This is a genomic window from Roseivirga sp. (assembly GCF_049099775.1).
Taxonomy (GTDB): domain Bacteria; phylum Bacteroidota; class Bacteroidia; order Cytophagales; family Cyclobacteriaceae; genus Roseivirga.
The window spans coordinates 597,785-617,337 of record NZ_JAGDZM010000007.1 but is presented as its reverse complement, the minus strand read 5'-3'; the positions used below and the strand labels follow the sequence as shown (position 1 = coordinate 617,337).

Here is a 19,553-nt window from a genome sequence, read left to right as displayed (position 1 = left end):
AAAAATGCATACCGATGTTATTAATCTATTCCATCTCATACCCTTAATTATCTGTGTTTATTAATTGTAAAATCTCATCTCTACTTACCAACCTAACCATGTAAACGCCTCCTAAAGCAATAAAACCAAACAGTCCTAATGTCAATAGCGTCCCAATCCAATCTGTACCAGTACTAGCTACTTGAGTAACAATTTCTTCGGTTTCGGGCCTAAGTATATCTTTTCCAAAACCAACATTGATCAAAAAATGAATAAGTACAGGGAAGAGTATATTCTTTGTTCTCAGCATAAGCCCTCCGAGAAATATTCCAATGGCTATGGCAAAAATGACCTGACTCGTAATACCAGAAAAATTATCCGGCTCTCTAAAAAGATTGAGATAGTGGAGCACGCCAAATATCAAGGCGGTAAGACTGACGCTCGTTAGCATTAATCTTTTCTTTTCCGACCGAATCTTAAGAATTAATGGAAGCACTAAGCCCCTAAAAGCAAACTCTTCTATTAAAGCGACTAATATATTGTTGAATAGAAATAATGTCAGCAAACTTAAACCGGCCTTCTTATAAGTTTCCAAATCGCCAAAAATGGCCATTGAAACAATGAGCATAGGAATAATGATTGGCAATAGGTACTGTCTATCGAACTTCCAACCTAGCCCTAAATAACGTTGAAACTTAAACTTGCGAACGAGAATAATGGAAGCCACTAATATGATTAGCCTTGTACCAATACCAGCAATGAGTTTGACTTCTTTTTCATTTTCCAAGTATTGACCAAGGGCTAATCTGAATGGAACGGCAAAGGCTAGCAGCGCGGCAAAGCCTACGCTAATAATTACTATCCAATACAAATTCCTATTGCGCTCCATTTTAGGTTCCTTCTATGCTAAATCTTAGCGCAGTTCATTAATATAACCAACTCCAAAAGGCACTTTAACGCCCTGATCGAAATTTCTAAAAAAGCCAAAAGGCTTTGATCCCAATGATGACCTATCAGCCTTACCTGAAAAACCATCTTTACAGTCCACTTCAAATGAAATAGACTTTAGTCTGTGGTTATTATCGAAAGAGAGGTTCGAATAGTCTAGGTCAATGCCTTTCTTTTTTAAATCCGACCTAATTTCAACAAGTTCTTCAAAGGTCATTTTCCTATCAAAGATTACTTCAATATTCTCTTCCAAGTGACCTTTCTCAGATATTTCCACAGGCATTTGGCTAGACATTAAGCCGACGATTATGAATAATGTATAAATTGTTGTTTTCATGATTTTTGAGTTGTTAATGTTCTAAATAGTTAATTCCTGTTCTTTTCTAAGTTTTAAGCCCTGTTTGAACGCTTGAGAAATAAGCAGAAGCATAAGACCCACAAAAAGGTATTGATATTGAAAACCAGAGTCTTTGGTTACAATTTGATAGCCATCTGGTAATGACAGCCCATCTGGCATAATAAGGTTATACACAAAACCATCGACCACGACTATTACAATCGGTAAAGCGATATAAAGGATAGCCAATTTTGTGAAGACACCGACGTTGGCTTTCTCGAAAAATTTCCCATCAACCGTATTTTTTATGAGTTTGCGCAACCAGACCAACTGGATAAAGAAGAACAACCACGAAGCAAACATGAGCAGACGAGCGAGGTTATTAAAGAAACCAATTCTCTCAACTGTAATAGGTACCGAAAACGTTTCTGAAACATTGGGCATAAACACTTCACCGTTCGCCGTTTTAACTTCTAGAAAGTTCGCTTTGGTTGCATTGACATAATCAAAGCGCTTTTGAATTTTCTCAGTACTGATCATGTAACCATCAATCAATACTTCTCCTTCCTTATAGATAAAAAAATAATTAAGGTCGTAAAATCTACTGCTCAGCGTACGATACTCTGTCATACTGAGTGCACCTTCCAGGTTCCGGTCTCTTTGAGACTTTTCAATCGGCGCATAAACTTCTTGAACAATTATGAACGATATGAATATCACAACGCTTACAAGCATTGCAATATTTACTATCCATAGGAGTACTTTCGAGATTTTCATTCTGAGTAATTTTTTGAAAGTTAATAATTATTTATTGATAAACAATAATTACTTATTGTATTACGAAAGAATTAAACTTTCATGGATAATCAGTGTCTAAAACCCAAATCTCAAAAACATGCGTAATTTTTTTACTGTAATTCTGCTCTCAATATCGTTTTCTGCATCCGCCCAATTCTGGGTTGTAAAGGGTAACGTTTTAGACAGCGCTCAAAACAAACCACTGAAATTTGCTACTGTAGTCTTCATCGATTTATCTGATTCTACAGCAAAAGCCTACTCTACCAATGACCTTGGTGGCTTTAGAATCTCTAGTGTTGAAAATGGCAGGTACCAGCTTTCAATATCCTATGTGGGTTTTAAAAAGTACGCTAAGAATTTTGAAATAAAGGACGGATCGTTGAACCTCGGAAATATTCAATTGGGATTAGATGCCAAAAATCTTCAGGAGGTGACCGTTGAAGGTCTAACGGAACGAATACGTCAAAATGGTGATACTACAGAAATGAATGCAGCAGCCTATAAAGTAAACCCTGATGCTACTGCTGAAGATTTGGTGGAAAAAATGCCTGGCGTAGTTTTCTCCAATGGTCAAGTTCAAGCGCAAGGCGAAAATGTCGCCCGAGTTTTAGTTGACGGCAGAGAGTTCTTTGGTGATGACCCAAATGCGGCTTTGAAGAACCTACCTGCCGAAATGATCGAAAAAATACAGATCTACGATCAGGCAAGTGATCAGGCACAATTCACTGGTTTTGAAGATGGGGAAACATCAAAAACTATGAACATCATTACTAAAGTAAGTATGCGAAATGGTGAATTCGGAAAGGTTTACGCAGGAGCAGGCACTGATGAAACTTATAATATTGGTGGTAGCATTAATTTATTTAGACCCAAAGCCCGTACAACCATTCTGGCACAAACCAACAATATCAATATTCAAAACTTCTCTACAAGTGACTTACTTGGCATTACTTCTGGTGGTGGAAGACGAGGCGGAGGCGGAAGAGGCGGCAGAGGTGGCGGAGGCGGAGGCGCTGGTGGTGGAGGCGGTTTTGCGAATGGTGGCAATGCAAGCAACTTTCAAGTAGGCCAACAGGGCGGAATTAATGAGACTAGAGCTTTCGGAATTAACTATTCTTATGAGGATGCCAAACGAATAAAGTTTAGTGGTAGTTATTTTTTCAATCAGTCTGACAACTCTTCTGATGAGTCAATTTTCAGACAATTCACACTTCCAGAAAATGAAGGTCAGACTTATGCTGAGAATAGCTTTTCTCCTAGTAGAAATACAAACCATCGTTTTAATGGACAATTAGAATATAAGATTGATGACAAAAACTCCATCATCATGCGACCTAGATTTACATTTCAAGATAATTCAGGTTCAGCTTTGGTAACCGGATCAACGTCGCTTGGAGAAGAATTATTAAACCAAGTCAATACTGAAAACACATCTGCCCTTGAAGCTTTTAGTTTCAGCAACAATATTTTATTCAGACATGCTTTTGCAAAAAGAGGCAGAACATTTTCTATTAACTTAAATACAGGATTGAATAACAATAATGGTGAGAGCTTTCTTCTATCCGATACAGACTTCTTTGTAGGAACTGGCAGATCTAATGATCTCAATCAATTTTCCGACTCGAATACAGATGGCTTTAATATGCGCGTGAACGCTACGTATACTGAGCCTTTAGCAGATCGAAATTCCATCTTGTTCACTTATGCCTATAGTTACCAGTTTAATGATACTGATACGGAAACATTTGATTTCAATGAAGGAAATGATGGTTTCACAGACTTAAACATTCCTTTGAGTAACACTTTTGAAAATGACTATTACACACATCGTGGAACAGTAGGTTATAACCTAAGAGGCGAAAAGGGTACACTTACTGTAAGAGGTACGCTACAACATGCCATTTTGGACAACGATCAGACATTCCCTTTTGAGGACAATGTCGATCGCGAATTCAACAATTTTGTTCCAAATGTAAACTATCGATACAGAGTAGGCAGAGGGAGTAGCTTTAGCTTCAACTACCGGGCATCAACAAATGCACCTTCGGTAAACCAACTACAAAGTGTGATTGACAATACCGATCCGCTAAATATCTCATCTGGAAACCCAGAACTAGATCAGCGCTACCAGCATTCTGCTACAATTAGGTATAATAAAGTAAATGCAGAAACATCACATAGTTTCTTCACACTATTGAGTAGTACTTTTTCTGACAACTACATTGGTAATAGTACAACCATAGCGTCTAGAGCAAATACAGTTGTAGATGGCATTAACCTGCAGCCTGGTGCCACTTTTAGTAAACCGGTAAACCTTACAGGTTACTGGAATGTGAGAAGTTTTATTTCTTACGGTATGCCTTTAGGCTTTATTAAGTCGAACTTAAACTTTACAGGTTCTCTATCTTACACACAAACTCCAGAATTAATCAATGATGAGTTGAATAATGCCCAAACGCCAGCTGTAGGTGTAGGCATAGTGCTTAGTAGCAACATCAGCGAGAAAGTGGATTTCACTATTTCAAGTAATTCTACATTCAGTACCGTTTCTAATACACTTCAAACAACGGCAGATACTGATTTCTTTAGTCAAGCGACAAGACTTAGACTCAACTGGATTTTCGGACCAAGTTTCGTGTTTAGGTCTACAATTGCTCACACTGCAAACTCAGGATTATCCGATGGATTCAATCAGAACTTTATTCTTTGGAATATGGAAGCGGGTAAAAAATTACTGAAAGATAAGGCAGAACTAAAATTGACAATATTCGATTTACTTAAGCAAAATCAGAACATTAGAAGGTCTATTACAGGTTCTTATATAGAGGATAATCAAACTCAGATTCTTACGCAGTACTTCATGCTGTCATTTGTGTACAACATCCGATCGTTTGGTCAAGGACAAACACTTCCGCAAAACGACAGACTCCAACAGCTTAGACAACGTTTTGGAAATGGTCAAGGTGGATTTGGTGGACGTGGTGGGCGCGGCGGTGGAAATGGAAATATAGAGTGGTAGGCAGTTCACACCACAATAGATACCATTAACAAAAATTATCACCCATTTAAGATTAATTTACAATTAAGCCATATAAATAGCCGTTTTTACAACTACCTTCATAGGTATACACACGGCTTTGAGACTTTTTGCACTTTTACTCATATTTTTTTCGGTGTCTTTCGCCTTTACGGCGAAAGGCCAAAAATATTCGATATCGGCCGAAGTAATTGATAGTACCTACAAAGAACCTCTTTTCTTGGCCAATGTGGCCCTTAGAAACGCAAAGGACTCTTTGCTAAAGGCTACAGTAACTGATGAAAAAGGTCGTTTCCTATTAGAGAATGTAGCCAATGGTACTTATAAACTCAATATTTCTTTTGTTGGCTTTAAGTTATTTCAACAGCAAATAACCATTAAAGATGCCCCACTCAAACTCGGCCTTATTACACTTGCCGAAGACCCTACAAACCTAGATTCCGTTTCTGTAGTCGCTGAAGCAGAAGCAGTGATACTTAAGAAAGATACTGTAGAATTTAACGCTTCTGCCTTTAAAACTACAGACGAAGCTAGCCTTGAAGACTTAATTAAGAAACTGCCAGGTATGGAAGTTGAAGAAGGCAAAGTCAAGACGCAAGGCAAAGAAATCACGAAAATTATTGTGGATGGAAAACCTTTCTTTGAAGGAAGCCCAGACATGGCATTGAAGAATATTCCTGCTGATATGGTAAAAAAAGTACAAATAATCGATGAAAAGAGTGAAGAGACACAATTTACAGGGCACGATGATGGCGTAAGAACCAAAATCATTAATGTGGTAACAAAACCAGAAAAGAAAAAGGGATATTTTGGTCGCTCTGGACTCACATATAGTCATCCAGATCGGTATAACTTAAACGGAAACATCAATTTCCTAAAGGGAAATAATCGCTTTTCAGTTAGTGGTGGCTACAATAATTTAGGAGGAGGCGCAGGTGGGTCTCGCGAAGTAATGATGATATCAAATGGGGTTGCTATTCCACAAAATATTGGAGGAGGAGGTAATGGCGGTATATCTGAGAACAAATCACTTAGCACTTACTATTACTCTGAGATTAACAAAAAGCTAGAAGTGACTCTTTCATATAGATACAGTGACTCTCAAACAGAATCCTTTCGTGATATATCGAGACAATTTATTCAAGCGTCAGATGAGGGCAGGATTTATAACGAAAAGTCTGAAAATTCATCCAATGGCAACAATCATAGTGGAAGTATCAAAGTCACCTATAAACCAACCAAAAACGACGAAATAAGAATTACTCAATCTCTTTCTCAAAGAACAAGCAATAATACCTCTTCTTTAGAAGGGGAAACATTACTTACTGACGAACTTCTTAATTCAACCGATAACTTTAACTTCTCTGAAAGCCTCAACAACAGTTGGTCGAATAATCTTTCGTGGCGGCATAAATTCAAAAAGAAAGGCCGAACACTATCCATTTCTGCGGCCAATTCGGTTTCAAATAGCGCTGGAACTGATACAGTAAGGTCTACTAATATTTTTACTTCTGGAGATGTTGAGAATCAAATTTTCAACCAAATCAGTGATCCAGATGGTAAAACAAAAAGTAATAGAGCTACAATCTCTTACACAGAACCATTAGCTGAAAAAAGTAGTCTAAGAGTATCCTATACAGGTTCAAGAAATATTAATGATCGGCAACGACTATTGCTCGATTTTAATGAATCAGATCAAGATTATACTGATCTTGACCCGCTGAGATCAAGTGACTTTGAATTGACTAATACATCGCATAGGGTGTATGCAGGGGTCGGTTTTAAGATCAAAGAAATCAATTTTTCAGCTAACACTACTTATCAAAGCCAAATCATAGAAAATAGTCAGGTTTACCCTAACAATGTCAATACAAGGAATACTTTCAACGGTCATTTACCGAGTCTTACTTTGCGCAAAAGCACTAAAGATGGTAAGCAGTCGAGCATAAGTTTTAGAAGGTCAATGAGAGCACCTTCAGCCAATCAATTACAGGATGTAATTGACAACAGGAACCCTCTTTTTATTAGGCAAGGAAATCCAAATTTAAATGCCAGCTTCTCGAATGGAATTACCATTGGGCATTACAGCTACAATGAAAAAAGTCTATCATTCTTACAAATTTCAGGATCAGTCACATTCACCGAAAATTCCATTGTAAACAGAACTATTGTGGGAAATGGAAGCAACAGTCCTGACGGGATTATATTACCAATTGGTGCACGGTTTACAGCGCCTGTCAATTTACCGGGAAGAATGGCAGCCAATGCATATGCTCAAGTTTCACGTCCATTGAAAGGCAAAAAACTTAGAATGGGAATCAGTGGGTCAGCTGGTTTTAGCAAAAACCCACAGATTCTTAATGGAATCAACCAAGTAGCAAGATCAATAAACTACGGTCTTTCCCTTAGTCTGAATAGCAATTTCAATGACAAACTCGACATGTCGTTACGAATGGCTCCGAATTATTCAATTGTTAAAAACTCCAATCAAGAACAAGGTGATAGAAGTTTTTCTACTTTGAGCAATAGCTTTAGAGCGACATGGAAATTTATTGAAGGTTTTTCAGCCACCACATCCATTTCTAACATAGTACAGGGTGAAGTTGAGGGGATTGCCGGTACTAGTCAGTGGCTATGGAATTTCTCACTTAGTAAGAAGATGTTAAAGAAGAAACTTGACTTCAGAATATCTGCTACTGATATTTTGAGGCAAAATGCTTTAATCAACAGAAATATCACTGCTGAATACATCCAGAATTCGGAGACAAATGTACTTGTCCAAATAGTGCGCTTTAGCCTCGCTTATAAATTCACCAAAATGGGCGGGAAGTAACGCTACCTTAAATTCACGATAGCTATCCTCCAAACTTCCTAATTACAAATACTAAATTAAGGCTGCTGTCACATAGCTGTCATAATTAAGTGAAGTAGTACTCCTTCGTGAAAAGTCCGTGACATTTCTGTGAGATCATTCTATGAGTTTTGAAATCGAAAACATTAAAACATAGACATGAGAAAATTACTCACATTACTACTCATCCCAGCCTTTCTATTTAGCTGCGGTGACGATGATAGCGCTCCGACTACTGCAGCGCTCAACTTGAACATTAATGGCCTAGAAGATCTTGGTGCTACGGCACAATACGAAGGTTGGCTTATCGTAGGAGGTAACCCGGTTAGTACTGGTACTTTCACTGTAGACGCTAACGGAACTCTCTCTACTACCTCCTTTTCGGTAAATAATGAAGATGCAGATGCGGCTACAAAATTTGTACTGACTATTGAGCCTATTCCAGATCCAGACCCGGCACCAGCTGCGGCTAAACTAGTAGCCGGAGATTTCAATGGTACAACGAGCGCTACACTATCTACGGGAACCGCCCCTGCACTTGGTGATTTTTCAAATGCAGCCGGAACACTCTTCCTAAGAACTCCAACGGATGAAACGGGAACAAATAATGGCAATGATATTTATGGTGTTTGGTTTGGAACACCTGGCACGCCTCCTACCCCAAATTTCACACTACCTGTCCTTGATGAAGGTTGGGTTTACGAAGGTTGGGTAATTGGCGATGCAGGACCAATTTCTACAGGTACATTTACTGACTTTGGTGCTGTAGATTCTGGAAATCCATTCAGTGGAACAGAAAACAATGCAGGCCCTCCTGTACCAGGTGAAGACTTTTTCAATGCCGCTCCTGCAGGGGAAACTTTCCCGCTTGATATTAGAGGTAGAAGGATTGTAATTTCTGTTGAACCTGTTCCGGACAATTCTCCAGCTCCATTCCTGTTAAAACCACTGCTTGTCGATTTAGCAATAGACGCTGCAACGGCTCCTACATCTCACGACTTCGGTCAGAACCTAGGTTCGGTACCTACAGGTACAGTCACTAGACAGTAGAACTTTAGGATTATTGGTGAATTATTTAAAAAAGCTAATGCCATTTGCGCTGCAAGTGGCATTAGCCTTTTTCATTTCTAGACCTTCTTAAGCATAAAAAAAGACCAACAAGTGGTCTTAAATTTTTTTATGAAATTTTGAATCAATTATCTGGTTCAGTAACTGGATTGCTAACACTCAGAATTGTCGGTATTTCAGTTGTCGCTTTACGTTGTTCTTCAAACTGAGACTTAACAGCAAGATCCTGTGTTTCTGAAGTGTTACCATATTTCAATACTAAGCCGTATGCAACAGACGCGATGGCCATCGATACAGATAGAATATGAAGTAATCTTCGTTTGGTAGAAGTAAGCATACTAGCGTTTTGGTTCTATTAATAGGTGCATCTTTCGAAATACCCTACCACAAAACTCACAATTAAGAGAAAAGGAACAAAAAATTGTACATTATTCTAATGTTACTTTTCTGAGAATGGTATATAATACAGTTAAACGGCTTTGAAATCAGTAATCGTAGATTCAATTATATCACAACATGTATGTAACTCTTCTTCCGTCATTACCAACGGAGGTGCAAAACGAATAATATTTCCATGCGTTGGTTTAGCTAGTAAACCGTTTTCTTTTAAAGCAACGCATATATCCCAAGCTGTTGAACTGTCTTCAGAATCGTTGATTACAATGGCGTTCAACAACCCCTTACCTCTAACTAGCGTCACCAAGTCAGTTCGTTCAATAAATTTGTTCATCCTAGCTCTAAAAACTTCACCTAGTTTACGTGCATTTTGTGTTAGCTTTTCATCACGAATCACCTCTAGTGCCGCAAGTGCCACAGCACCCGCAATTGGGTTACCACCAAAAGTGGAACCGTGTGTACCAGGAGTTATCACTTCCATAATATCATCATTAGCCAAAACAGCAGACACAGGGTAAACCCCTCCTGAAATAGCTTTACCTAAAATAAGTACATCAGGAATGGCATAAGTATTTTGCTTTTCACAATGTCCTGCACATGTACAGTTACCACAAATGGCCAAAAGACCACCGGTTCTTCCTATACCCGTTTGAATCTCATCCGCCATAAAAAGAACGTTATGACTTTTACAAAGACTTGCTACTTCTTTTAAGAACCCTTCATCTGGCACAAAAACACCAGCTTCGCCTTGAATAGGTTCGATTAATACACCAACAACGCCAGCCTCTTTAAGTGCTTCGGCCAAAGCATTGGTATCGTTGTAAGGAATTTTAATAAACCCATCAGTATAAGGACCAAAATTTTTCCTTGCATCAGGATCACTCGAAAAAGAAATAATTGTGGTAGTTCTACCATGAAAGTTCTGATCGAAAACAATGATCTTTCCTTCATTCTCTTTAACTCCCTTTTTCTCATAGCCCCATTTCCTACAAACTTTTATAGCTGTTTCAACGGCCTCTGCACCTGTATTCATGGGTAATACTTTGTCGAAACCGAAATATTCAGTGACGAATTTTTCGTAAGGTCCTAGCACATCATTATAAAAAGCCCTTGACGTTAAGGTTAACTGTTCTGCTTGCTTTTTTAATGCACCGACAATTCTTGGGTGACAATGTCCTTGATTAACAGCACTATAGGCTGATAGAAAGTCGAAATATTTCTTTCCTTCCACATCCCATACATAAACTCCCTCACCTTTTGACAGAACTACCGGTAGTGGGTGGTAATTATGTGCCCCATACTTGTTCTCAAGCGTGATTGCATCTTTGCTTGCCTGTACTAATTCCATAATCGTCTACTTTATTTACTTTTGTTTTGAACAATTTCCCTACACCAAAGGTATCAAATCTATCTACGGGAGAAAAGTTGATGAAAGAATCAAAGCAGAAGGAATACGTTGCCAGTAAAACAGAAGATTACTACATTGGAAAAGATGGTAAGCTAGTCTTCACGGCCCTCTATCTGCAAAAACGCGGATATTGTTGTCAGAATGGCTGCCGACACTGCCCATACGGTTTCAAAAAATGACAAACGACTTTCAGAATTTATCAATTCAACCCACTGATCTACCACAAGTAAAAGCCGCAGAATTCAATCAAATAGAAAAAGGATATTTAAAAGTAACCTTGCTTTCAAGCGCTATATTCTTTTTGATTCTTATGATTGCTGGTTTTTGTATCATCTTTTTTAACGATGATATAGAAGGCACTGTCATTGAATATGGCATCACGCTTGGATCAATATTATTTTTATGGCTTCTAAACACATTGGTTATCGTGAAGGCATTTCCTAGGAAAAAATATGCGATTCGCGAAAGAGATATTCTATACACCAAGGGTTTGTTATGGTTTGTACGAACTAGTGTTCCATTCAATAGAATTCAGCATGCCGAACTTAAACAAGGGCCAATGGAAAGAATGTTTAAACTCCATAGTCTAAAGATATTCACTGCTGGCGGACATAGTAGCGATTTGGTTATCCCGGGCCTACCAGAAGATACGGCCACTCGACTTAAAGACTTTGTTCTAGGTAAAACTGCATTAGATGGAGACGATAGCGAGTAGATTTTCAACTCCTCAAAGACAGTCACGGGTTGCTATCGGTATTATTCTAATTAAATTCATTAGAATCACGATTAAGTCATTCTGGCCCATTGCACTAAGTTTCTTAGTTGGTGGAAGAAACAATGACACCTTTACTCAGATCATTGGCTATGTAGCTATAGGCTTTGCAGCTTTCAATTTAATAGGTTCTATTCTTACCTATTTTAGGTTTTACTTTCACCTAGAAGAAGGCGCTATTATAATAGATAAGGGAATTCTCCAAAGACTTAAAACCAATATTCCATTCGAGAGAATTCAAACCATCAACTTTAAGCAAAACATCTTACACCAAATATTTGGTGTTGTCAGTCTTGAGATAGATACGGCAGGTGCTAAAAAATCTGAACTTACCATTGACGCCCTGAATAAGGAAGACGCCGAAACACTTCGTAATTTTATTTTAGCTGAAAAAGCGCAGATCGTTGTACAAGAATCTGATTCAGAAGAAACAGTAGTTTCTGAAATAGAGGAAACTGAAGAAGTAATTTTGCATTTATCGGTGCCCGACCTCTTTAAAGTAGGCATTAGTCAGAATCATTTAAGATCGATGGGGCTACTCTTCGCTTTTGTATTTTCTATCCTAAACGAAATTACCGAAGACATCCCTGAGTTAGTGGCAGACGAAATATCTGCTTATGACAATGAAATTCTAAATACTGGCTGGATAGTATTTCTACTTACCGCTGTCCTTGTCATTATTATCTCGTTTATCTATTCATTAGTAACAACGATCTTGGGTAACTACGACCTTAAATTATCCATCCGCAAGAGTGGTCTCAAACTCGTGAAGGGATTATTAAATAGAGAAGAGACATCCATTAATAAAAAGAAGGTGCAAGTTATCTCTTGGTCTGACAATCCAATTAGAATGCTTTTCAAGATGTTTACCCTGCAGATTGAACAGGCGAGTAGTGCAGAAGCCGATCAATTAAAATCTAAAATTAGAGTACCAGGTAGTTATCAGAAACAAGTCGATGCGGTTATTAAGACTGTTTTTCCAGAGGAATATTATAGAGAAGAAGAAAAGCACTCGGTAAGTAAACTATTGAAATATCGAATCTTCTTTTTTATTGGTTTGTTGCCATCACTTGTCCTGGGGGTAATTGCCGCTTTCTCTGTCGACTGGGAGGCTCTCTACTTACTAATTTGGCCGGTGGCAATTTGGTTTATCACTCACTTATACTACCGAAAAAGGTCATTTGAAGTAAATCATGAACTTCTAAAAAATAATCGAGGTACGTTCGGGCATCACTATGAAGTAATTCAACTTTACAAAATTCAAGCAGTAGAAGTAAAACAGAGTTGGTATCAACGCAGGAAAAAGATCGCCAATCTTAGTTTATATACAGCGGCAGGTTCTGTGAAAATTCCATTTATAAGCATAGAGCAAGCCGAAGCACTGGAAAACTTCATTCTTTTCAGGATTGAATCAGATAAGAGAGAGTGGATGTAGATTTTTCTTAGAGATTTCTTTAGCAAAGTTGGTCGGTTCAGGAATTATTCAGATATTTGCATTCCGTTTACAAAAAGCGGTCAATTCAGACGTTATGGCAAGAGTTTGTGATATTACAGGAAAGAAAGTTCAAGTAGGAAACAATGTTTCGCACGCGAACAATAGAACAAGAAGAAAATTCTACCCGAATCTTCAGAAAAAGCGCTTCTTTATACCAGAAGAAGATAAGTGGGTTACCTTAAAGGTTTCTACTTCAGCTTTAAGAACCATCAATAAAAATGGTATCTCCGCTGTTCTAAAAAAAGCAAGAGAAAACGGTAACATTTTAGTATAATAGCGTTTCCATACGTTATTATGCTTCTATGAAACTATTCAATAAAAGACTTACTCTCCTGATAGTATGCTTACTATCAGGATTTTTTATGGCCAATGGTCAAGACGCCCCAGCTGATGTCTTAACCTCCGGATTCCACAAAGGCCGAAGAGATGCTGTTCGAGAGAAACTACCAAATAACAGTGTCGCCGTATTTTTTTCCAACCCAGTAAGGAATCGTGCCAATGATGTTGATTACATCTATCATCAAGATCCAGATCTTTATTATTTAACAGGGTATAGAGAACCACACGCCGTTTTACTAGTCTTTAAAAATGAGCAATCAGGCCAAAACGAAGAGAAATACAACGAAATCTTCTTTGTTCAAGAAAAAAATGCCAGAGCCGAAATGTGGACCGGCAGGAGACTTGGCGATCAAGGCGTAAAGGATAAACTGGCTATTCAAAACACATTCAACGGAAGCGAATTCGAAAAATACCAAGTCGACTTTCAGAAGTTTGATAAGGTTTTATTCTTTGACTTCCAGAATGATGTTAGAGACAACCCACAAGACCCCGCCGACCTTTTTAGTTTGATAAGTCAGTTCAAAACAAAAACAGGATACCAATCAAACACAGCTAACTTGGGGACTGAACCACAGAAAAACAATCTCGACGTTAGGGGCCTTAACCAAATTATGAGCGAGCTACGAGGGATCAAAACGCCAGAAGAACTAGATCTAATTAGGAAAGCTGTCTTTATTTCAACCGTCGGCCAAGTGGAAGTAATGAAAGCTATGAAACCTGGTCTTTCGGAGACTGAAATTCAAGGTATACACGAGTTCGTTTTCAAAAAATATGGCTCGGAATATGAAGGCTACCCTTCTATAGTAGGAGCAGGAAACAACGGATGCATCTTACACTACATTGAGAACCACAAACCGGAGATTCAAAGTGACGAAATGATATTGATGGACCTGGGAGCCGAATATCATGGGTATACTGCCGATGTGACAAGAACTATTCCTATAGATGGCAAATTCTCTCCGGAAGAGAAGGCGATTTATGACTTAGTATATAAGGCGCAAGAAGAAGCTATTCAAATGTCGAAACCCGGCGTTTCGTTCGGCCAACTTGGTAAGCTAGCCAAAGACATTATTAATCAAGGTTTAGTTGACCTTGGAATAATCGAAAGTGCAGACACTAGACATCTTTATTACCCACATGGGCTTTCTCATCATATTGGACTCGATGTGCATGATAAAGGCACTTATGCGAACTTGGAAGAAAACATGGTGATCACGATTGAACCAGGGATTTATATACCTGAAGGTTCGAAGTGCGACAAAAAATGGTGGGGAATTGCTGTAAGAATAGAAGATGACATTTTAATTACTCAGGATGGTTTTGAACTTCTTTCTTCTTTTGCACCCCGAACCACAGAAGGAATTGAAGCAATGATGACCCAACCAAGCCCATTAGACCAGTTTAGATTACCTACTTTACAAGGTAGAAAGAGAAAGTAAAAGAGAACAGCGAGCTTGGTAAGCCGATGTGAACTTCTATTACTTGATAATAAGTGAATTAATTTTAATCTAGCAGTTTCAAAATCTAAACTAGGTTCGTATATTTGCAGTCCGAATTTTAGAAGTAGAGAAAAATGGCTAAAAGTAAAGGCAATAGAGTTCAGGTAATCATGGAGTGCACAGAGCACAAAGAAAGCGGCATGCCTGGCACATCTCGTTACATTACCACTAAGAATAGAAAGAATACGACAGAAAGGTTGGAATTGAAAAAATACAACCCGATTCTTAAGAAATATACAGTTCACAAAGAAATTAAATAATCATGGCTAAGAAGGTAGTTGCAACCCTAAAGAAAGAAGGCGGAGTTAAATACGCCAAAGTGATTAAAGCGGTAAGATCTCCTAAAACTGGTGCTTATACTTTTAAGGAAGAGATGGTTACCGAAGACATGGTTAAATCTGTCTTAGCTGACAAGTAATAATCAGATATAATATTATAAATTAAAGTCCCCTTGTGGGACTTTTTTGTTTCATCTTAATTCAATTTCACAACATGGCATTATTTGGACTATTCTCGAAAGACAAAAAACAGTCTCTTGATAAAGGTTTAGAGAAAACCAAAGAGAATTTATTCTCGAAGATTGGACGTGCGGTAGCCGGAAAATCAAAAGTTGATGATGAAGTTTTAGATGAACTAGAGGAGATTCTAATCACCTCAGATGTTGGCGTTGAAACGACTGTCAAGATTATTAAAAGAATAGAAGATAGAGTCGCTCAAGATAAGTTTATGAACACGGCCGAACTCGACCAAATTCTTAGGGACGAGATTGCCGCATTGCTATCTGAAAATAATACGGAAGATCTAGCTGATTTTGAGCTTCCTGAAAACCATAAACCACATGTAATATTAGTCGTTGGGGTAAATGGAGTTGGAAAAACGACTACTATCGGTAAACTATCAGCCCAATTTAAAGCCAAAGGAAAATCAGTGGTACTTGGTGCTGCCGATACATTTAGAGCCGCCGCAGTTGATCAGCTCATCTTATGGGGCGAACGCGTTGGCGTACCTGTTGTTTCCCATGGCATGAATACCGATCCAAGTGCCGTTGCATTTGACACCATAAAGCAAGGTGTAGACACAGGTGCCGATCTAGTCATAATTGATACTGCAGGTAGACTTCACACGAAGGTAAACTTGATGAATGAGCTTTCGAAAATCAAACGCGTAATGCAAAAGTTTATACCCGAAGCACCACATGAAATTATGCTTGTTCTGGATGGTTCAACAGGTCAAAACGCATTTATACAGGCGCAGGAGTTCACAAAAGCTACAGAAGTTAGTGCCCTAGCCATTACAAAACTTGACGGCACGGCTAAGGGCGGAGTGGTCATAGGTATTTCAGACCAATTCAAAATTCCAGTAAAATATATTGGTGTAGGAGAACAAGTGGATGATCTACAAGTCTTTAATAAAGCTGAATTTGTAGACTCTCTTTTTAAGAAGTAAGCCTACCTCCGTACCTGACTGATCACTTATCCATAGAAATAGATGATTCTTTTGGATTTGTACTACTTCTGGAAGTGATATCTCTTGGCATAACATTCCCTATTAAATAAAAAGCATGAGGACTATTACGGCTATTGGAGTTAAACGTCACGATTCTATTGATGAGACCTATTTTATTTGTGTCGTATTCAATAAGAACACTGTCAATTGCACCTGAAGAAATTTCACCTTCACCCCAATCAACAACTGTACATCCACAATCAGCAGATACGTCATTTAATTTAAGAGACATTAAACCCGCGTTCTTAAACCTTATATAGTATCGAGCCTTAGAACCCTCCTCTATATCTCCAAAATCGTACATGTCATTTTCCAATACTAAGTTAGAACCTATCCAATTACGGTAATTGGACTTGACAAAGAAACCAGTAAAACCTGCTAACACAATAATGGCAATGAATTTGATATTCTTCATAAGCTTATTTGAACATTTTACTTATGTCATATCTCATAAACCTTTCCTCTGATATATCGTGACCATAAAGCCAACCTCTTTCTTCATCTACAGACAATGATACTAGATCGTCTGGGCATTCTAATAAAAATTTGGGGTTACCATCCCAATCAAACACTCTGATCTGAGATGGACGCTTCTCAATGAATTCAATACCTCCCCTTTCAACCTTACGATTATAATAAAGCGCGTAGATGTAGTTATCTGTAACATCGAGAGTCTTGTAATATTGTCTTAACCCCGTTATCCTTCGATTCGCGTCCAAGATTTCATTGGCATCATAAAGGGAATAATTATCAGAATGTTTAATTGATCGGGTCAAAGAACCATCATTATCGAATAAATCCAATTGATCATAATATCGCATAGCAACCACAAATGATTGTTGATCAGGTTTCATTCTGAGCGCTATACGTCTAAGGTTTCTAAATGACTCTCCTCCACCTGAAACACTTCCCTCATTCTTCACACGAGGATATTCACCAAAACCCTCAATCACTCCCCGTTTAACAATATTCAGGGGTGTTATGTTAGTTCCAGGAACATAACCAGGTTGATAACCAGCAAGATCTGATGAACCCAAAACAAATAAGTTATTCTGGAGATTGTGCTTAGGATGATGCTTCAACGACTTCTCAATTTTGGTCACTCCTGAAGAAATGCTTTCATGCAAATTAATTGCCCTGATAGCATACTTTGGAGCGTCATTCACCCAAATTACAGTCTGATCCCCCACATTATAAAATTGTCCTGAGTATTGTGCTCCAGTAAATTCATTAGGACCCTGCCCTCTAAGCCCTGCGGTACCTAGAAAATCAAGAGTCTCTGAATCAAAAACATGATAGACACTATTATCATTGTCGGTTACTTCCTGTTCACAAATCAAATAAGAACCTACAACATTGATCTGCCAACCCAGTTCATCATTAAGAACGCGCTCACCCTGAATATTTAGAGTTATTTCAAATGATTCAAATTCATCACTCTCATGCGTCACATCAGTGACACATGCACAGCAAGCGAAGACAATCAATATCAAATAAATCAGTCTGTATCTCTTCATTAATTGACTAATTAAATTGGTGTTTGAACACATTCAGATTGAAGATGGTATGGGTCTCTGTTCTCCACCCAATAGCACCATTTATCTTCATTCATGCACCTGTAATAGCCGCCACTCCCAGAATCATCCGCACTCCAGCAATTAAATGACAGATGAGTATTTTCTGCTGTCAGCGAAAAGGAACTCACGAAAACAAGCAAAGAAACTAGTAGAACATATATCGGTTTAACTTTCATTTTTTTATTGTTTTTATTATATTTGTTTGCCGACTTTATAGACGGCATTAATAAGGATTATTACATCGCTCTAACAAGCCTCTTGGGTCACGGTTCTCTGTCCATTCACCACATTCCTCTACAGCACATCGAATATACCCCCCATCACCTGGCACATCTTGGCTCCAACATAAGGGACCGTACAGGATAGATTCATTGGCTTTGACATTTCGACCTCCAGGTGGAATGACCATAACGACTATAACAATGGCCATCAAAAATTTAAAAACGATTTTCTTCATATTTCTAATTTAAAACGTTATTGCACAAACTCTACCCTCATCAAACTCACTGGGCTGGAAATCATCAATCCATTGACAACCTCCTTTAAGTTTGCATTCTTGCATACCTCCTTCGTCAGGAACCTTAGTACTGTAGCAATTGGGAGGTATAAAAAACATCCCGTCAACTTCGGAATAAAATCCAGCAGAAAAGACTATCGCAACAAAAAAAACTTTAACTATCTTATTTTTCATATTTCAAAGTTTAGATTCTTACTACTCAACAGTACTATTGCAATATTCACTTAAGGAATTATCAGGGGTCCTGTTATCGATATATTTACATCTATCCGGACCCATACACCTCCAATAGCCCGCTCCATCAAGTTCATCATCTGAAGAGAAGCAATCGACTGCCAGACTCTCATAGGCCAAAACCTTACTTGGAGCCATGAAGCCCAAGGAAAACCCAAATAAAACTACCAATATAGATAAGCTCAATTTCTTAATGGTCTTATTTTCTAACATTTCAAAATATTTCATTATTACGGAATGTGTTTAAATTTAAAAATGATGTATAAATTACTTATTTCTTATGTTATAAATATATTTAATACTATTTAAAAAAAAATAGAAATACGCAATCATTCTGATAATTCCGTTTTATTCTTAATAAAATTGACTGAACGCTTGCGTACATTTTGCTGCACTTTATCGGTCAACCAGGGAGGCTTATAAATTTTATATACCTCATTTTCAGTTACTTACAACAATGGCACTTATATTGTAAGTACTTACGCGGATAGAAAACATTTGTACATTAACGAACAGATTTATGAGCGCAATCGCCATTCAAATTCCACAAATAACTGGAGAACAAGATATTGAGGTAGAAGTAAAAGTTAACGGTAAGAAAATGTCTTACAATTATCGAGTGGAGGTTTTCCATTGGGCAGATTGTGACAACCCAAGTGATGATAGAGTAGACTGCATCAGACAGATCCTCGCTAAATATGACGCTGACTGGGAACTCTATACCATTGGCATGCCTACTGATACGCTTGTTCCGATTACCTTCCGAAGGAAAAGAGTTTAGTCCAATTACGC

21 protein-coding genes are annotated in these 19,553 nt (G+C 38.1%); 12 read left to right on the top strand and 9 right to left on the bottom strand.

Annotated elements, in window-relative coordinates; genetic code table 11:
* Positions 1-43: 43 nt before the first annotated feature.
* Genes JXQ92_RS13825 through JXQ92_RS13815 form a run of 3 tightly spaced genes read right to left on the bottom strand, consistent with a single transcriptional unit; the run spans position 44 to position 2,041 of the window.
* Positions 44-868, bottom strand: a complete 825-nt coding sequence (locus tag JXQ92_RS13825) for a CPBP family intramembrane glutamic endopeptidase (protein ID WP_421987212.1) — start codon at positions 866-868, stop codon at positions 44-46.
* Positions 869-892: 24 nt separating this feature from the next.
* A complete protein-coding gene (locus JXQ92_RS13820; RefSeq protein ID WP_421987211.1) occupies positions 893-1,264 on the bottom strand; it encodes a hypothetical protein in 372 nt (123 codons plus the stop codon).
* A gap of 21 nt (positions 1,265-1,285) precedes the next feature.
* Positions 1,286-2,041, bottom strand: a complete 756-nt coding sequence (locus tag JXQ92_RS13815) for a DUF2975 domain-containing protein (RefSeq protein WP_421987210.1) — start codon at positions 2,039-2,041, stop codon at positions 1,286-1,288.
* 118 nt (positions 2,042-2,159) lie between these two features.
* On the opposite strand from JXQ92_RS13815, the gene JXQ92_RS13810 reads away from it, so the two are divergent.
* The 3 genes from JXQ92_RS13810 to JXQ92_RS13800 all read left to right on the top strand — a co-directional run bounded on the left by JXQ92_RS13810 (position 2,160) and on the right by JXQ92_RS13800 (position 9,000).
* Positions 2,160-5,081 carry an outer membrane beta-barrel protein gene (locus JXQ92_RS13810; RefSeq protein WP_421987209.1) on the top strand — a complete coding sequence of 974 codons (2,922 nt, stop codon included), beginning with the start codon at positions 2,160-2,162 and terminating at the stop codon, positions 5,079-5,081.
* Positions 5,082-5,235: 154 nt separating this feature from the next.
* Entirely contained in the window at positions 5,236-7,932 is a 2,697-nt protein-coding gene (locus JXQ92_RS13805; RefSeq protein ID WP_421987208.1) for an outer membrane beta-barrel protein, read from the top strand.
* Between the two features lie 177 nt (positions 7,933-8,109).
* A complete protein-coding gene (locus JXQ92_RS13800; RefSeq protein ID WP_421987207.1) occupies positions 8,110-9,000 on the top strand; it encodes a hypothetical protein in 891 nt (296 codons plus the stop codon).
* 142 nt (positions 9,001-9,142) lie between these two features.
* Here JXQ92_RS13800 and JXQ92_RS13795 read toward each other — a convergent pair whose 3' ends face one another.
* Together JXQ92_RS13795 and rocD are read right to left on the bottom strand one after the other, a co-directional pair.
* Positions 9,143-9,355 carry a hypothetical protein gene (locus JXQ92_RS13795; RefSeq protein WP_421987206.1) on the bottom strand — a complete coding sequence of 71 codons (213 nt, stop codon included), beginning with the start codon at positions 9,353-9,355 and terminating at the stop codon, positions 9,143-9,145.
* Between the two features lie 132 nt (positions 9,356-9,487).
* Positions 9,488-10,762 (bottom strand): ornithine--oxo-acid transaminase, encoded by a 1,275-nt coding sequence (gene rocD, locus JXQ92_RS13790; RefSeq protein ID WP_421987205.1) that lies wholly within the window; start codon positions 10,760-10,762, stop codon positions 9,488-9,490.
* 80 nt (positions 10,763-10,842) lie between these two features.
* On the opposite strand from rocD, the gene JXQ92_RS13785 reads away from it, so the two are divergent.
* The 8 genes from JXQ92_RS13785 (at position 10,843) to ftsY (ending at position 16,373) form a co-directional block, all read left to right on the top strand.
* On the top strand, positions 10,843-11,001 hold the full coding sequence (locus JXQ92_RS13785) for a DUF5522 domain-containing protein (protein WP_421987376.1): 159 nt from the start codon (positions 10,843-10,845) through the stop codon (positions 10,999-11,001).
* On the top strand, positions 10,998-11,537 hold the full coding sequence (locus tag JXQ92_RS13780; RefSeq protein ID WP_421987204.1) for a PH domain-containing protein: 540 nt from the start codon (positions 10,998-11,000) through the stop codon (positions 11,535-11,537). The genes JXQ92_RS13785 and JXQ92_RS13780 overlap by 4 nt, the downstream gene beginning before the upstream one ends.
* Positions 11,518-13,029, top strand: a complete 1,512-nt coding sequence (locus JXQ92_RS13775) for a PH domain-containing protein (protein ID WP_421987203.1) — start codon at positions 11,518-11,520, stop codon at positions 13,027-13,029. Before JXQ92_RS13780 ends, JXQ92_RS13775 begins: the two co-directional genes overlap by 20 nt.
* A 94-nt stretch (positions 13,030-13,123) precedes the next feature.
* Positions 13,124-13,363: a 50S ribosomal protein L28 gene (gene rpmB, locus JXQ92_RS13770; RefSeq protein ID WP_421987202.1), complete on the top strand. Its 240-nt coding sequence runs from the start codon at positions 13,124-13,126 to the stop codon at positions 13,361-13,363.
* Between the two features lie 28 nt (positions 13,364-13,391).
* A complete protein-coding gene (locus JXQ92_RS13765) occupies positions 13,392-14,867 on the top strand; it encodes an aminopeptidase P family protein (RefSeq protein WP_421987201.1) in 1,476 nt (491 codons plus the stop codon).
* 134 nt (positions 14,868-15,001) lie between these two features.
* On the top strand, positions 15,002-15,187 hold the full coding sequence (gene rpmG / locus JXQ92_RS13760) for a 50S ribosomal protein L33 (protein ID WP_069833707.1): 186 nt from the start codon (positions 15,002-15,004) through the stop codon (positions 15,185-15,187).
* A 2-nt stretch (positions 15,188-15,189) separates the two neighbouring features.
* Complete coding sequence (locus JXQ92_RS13755) at positions 15,190-15,345, top strand: DUF4295 domain-containing protein (RefSeq protein WP_083262519.1); 156 nt, start codon at positions 15,190-15,192, stop codon at positions 15,343-15,345.
* Positions 15,346-15,419: 74 nt separating this feature from the next.
* Positions 15,420-16,373, top strand: coding sequence for a signal recognition particle-docking protein FtsY (gene ftsY, locus JXQ92_RS13750; RefSeq protein WP_421987200.1), 954 nt, complete (start codon positions 15,420-15,422; stop codon positions 16,371-16,373).
* A gap of 22 nt (positions 16,374-16,395) precedes the next feature.
* On the opposite strand, the gene JXQ92_RS13745 is transcribed toward ftsY, so the two are convergent.
* From JXQ92_RS13745 to JXQ92_RS13730, 4 genes are all read right to left on the bottom strand, one after another.
* Positions 16,396-16,848: a DUF1573 domain-containing protein gene (locus tag JXQ92_RS13745; protein ID WP_421987199.1), complete on the bottom strand. Its 453-nt coding sequence runs from the start codon at positions 16,846-16,848 to the stop codon at positions 16,396-16,398.
* A 4-nt stretch (positions 16,849-16,852) separates the two neighbouring features.
* Positions 16,853-17,950 carry a BF3164 family lipoprotein gene (locus tag JXQ92_RS13740; RefSeq protein WP_421987198.1) on the bottom strand — a complete coding sequence of 366 codons (1,098 nt, stop codon included), beginning with the start codon at positions 17,948-17,950 and terminating at the stop codon, positions 16,853-16,855.
* 283 nt (positions 17,951-18,233) lie between these two features.
* The gene (locus tag JXQ92_RS13735) at positions 18,234-18,467 is read right to left on the bottom strand and encodes a hypothetical protein (RefSeq protein ID WP_421987197.1); all 234 of its coding nucleotides are present in this window, start codon (positions 18,465-18,467) and stop codon (positions 18,234-18,236) included.
* Between the two features lie 9 nt (positions 18,468-18,476).
* The gene (locus JXQ92_RS13730) at positions 18,477-18,701 is read right to left on the bottom strand and encodes a hypothetical protein (protein WP_421987196.1); all 225 of its coding nucleotides are present in this window, start codon (positions 18,699-18,701) and stop codon (positions 18,477-18,479) included.
* A 580-nt stretch (positions 18,702-19,281) separates the two neighbouring features.
* Between JXQ92_RS13730 and JXQ92_RS13725 the strand changes: the two genes are divergently transcribed.
* The gene (locus tag JXQ92_RS13725) at positions 19,282-19,542 is read left to right on the top strand and encodes a hypothetical protein (protein WP_421987195.1); all 261 of its coding nucleotides are present in this window, start codon (positions 19,282-19,284) and stop codon (positions 19,540-19,542) included.
* The last annotated feature ends 11 nt before the right edge of the window (positions 19,543-19,553 follow it).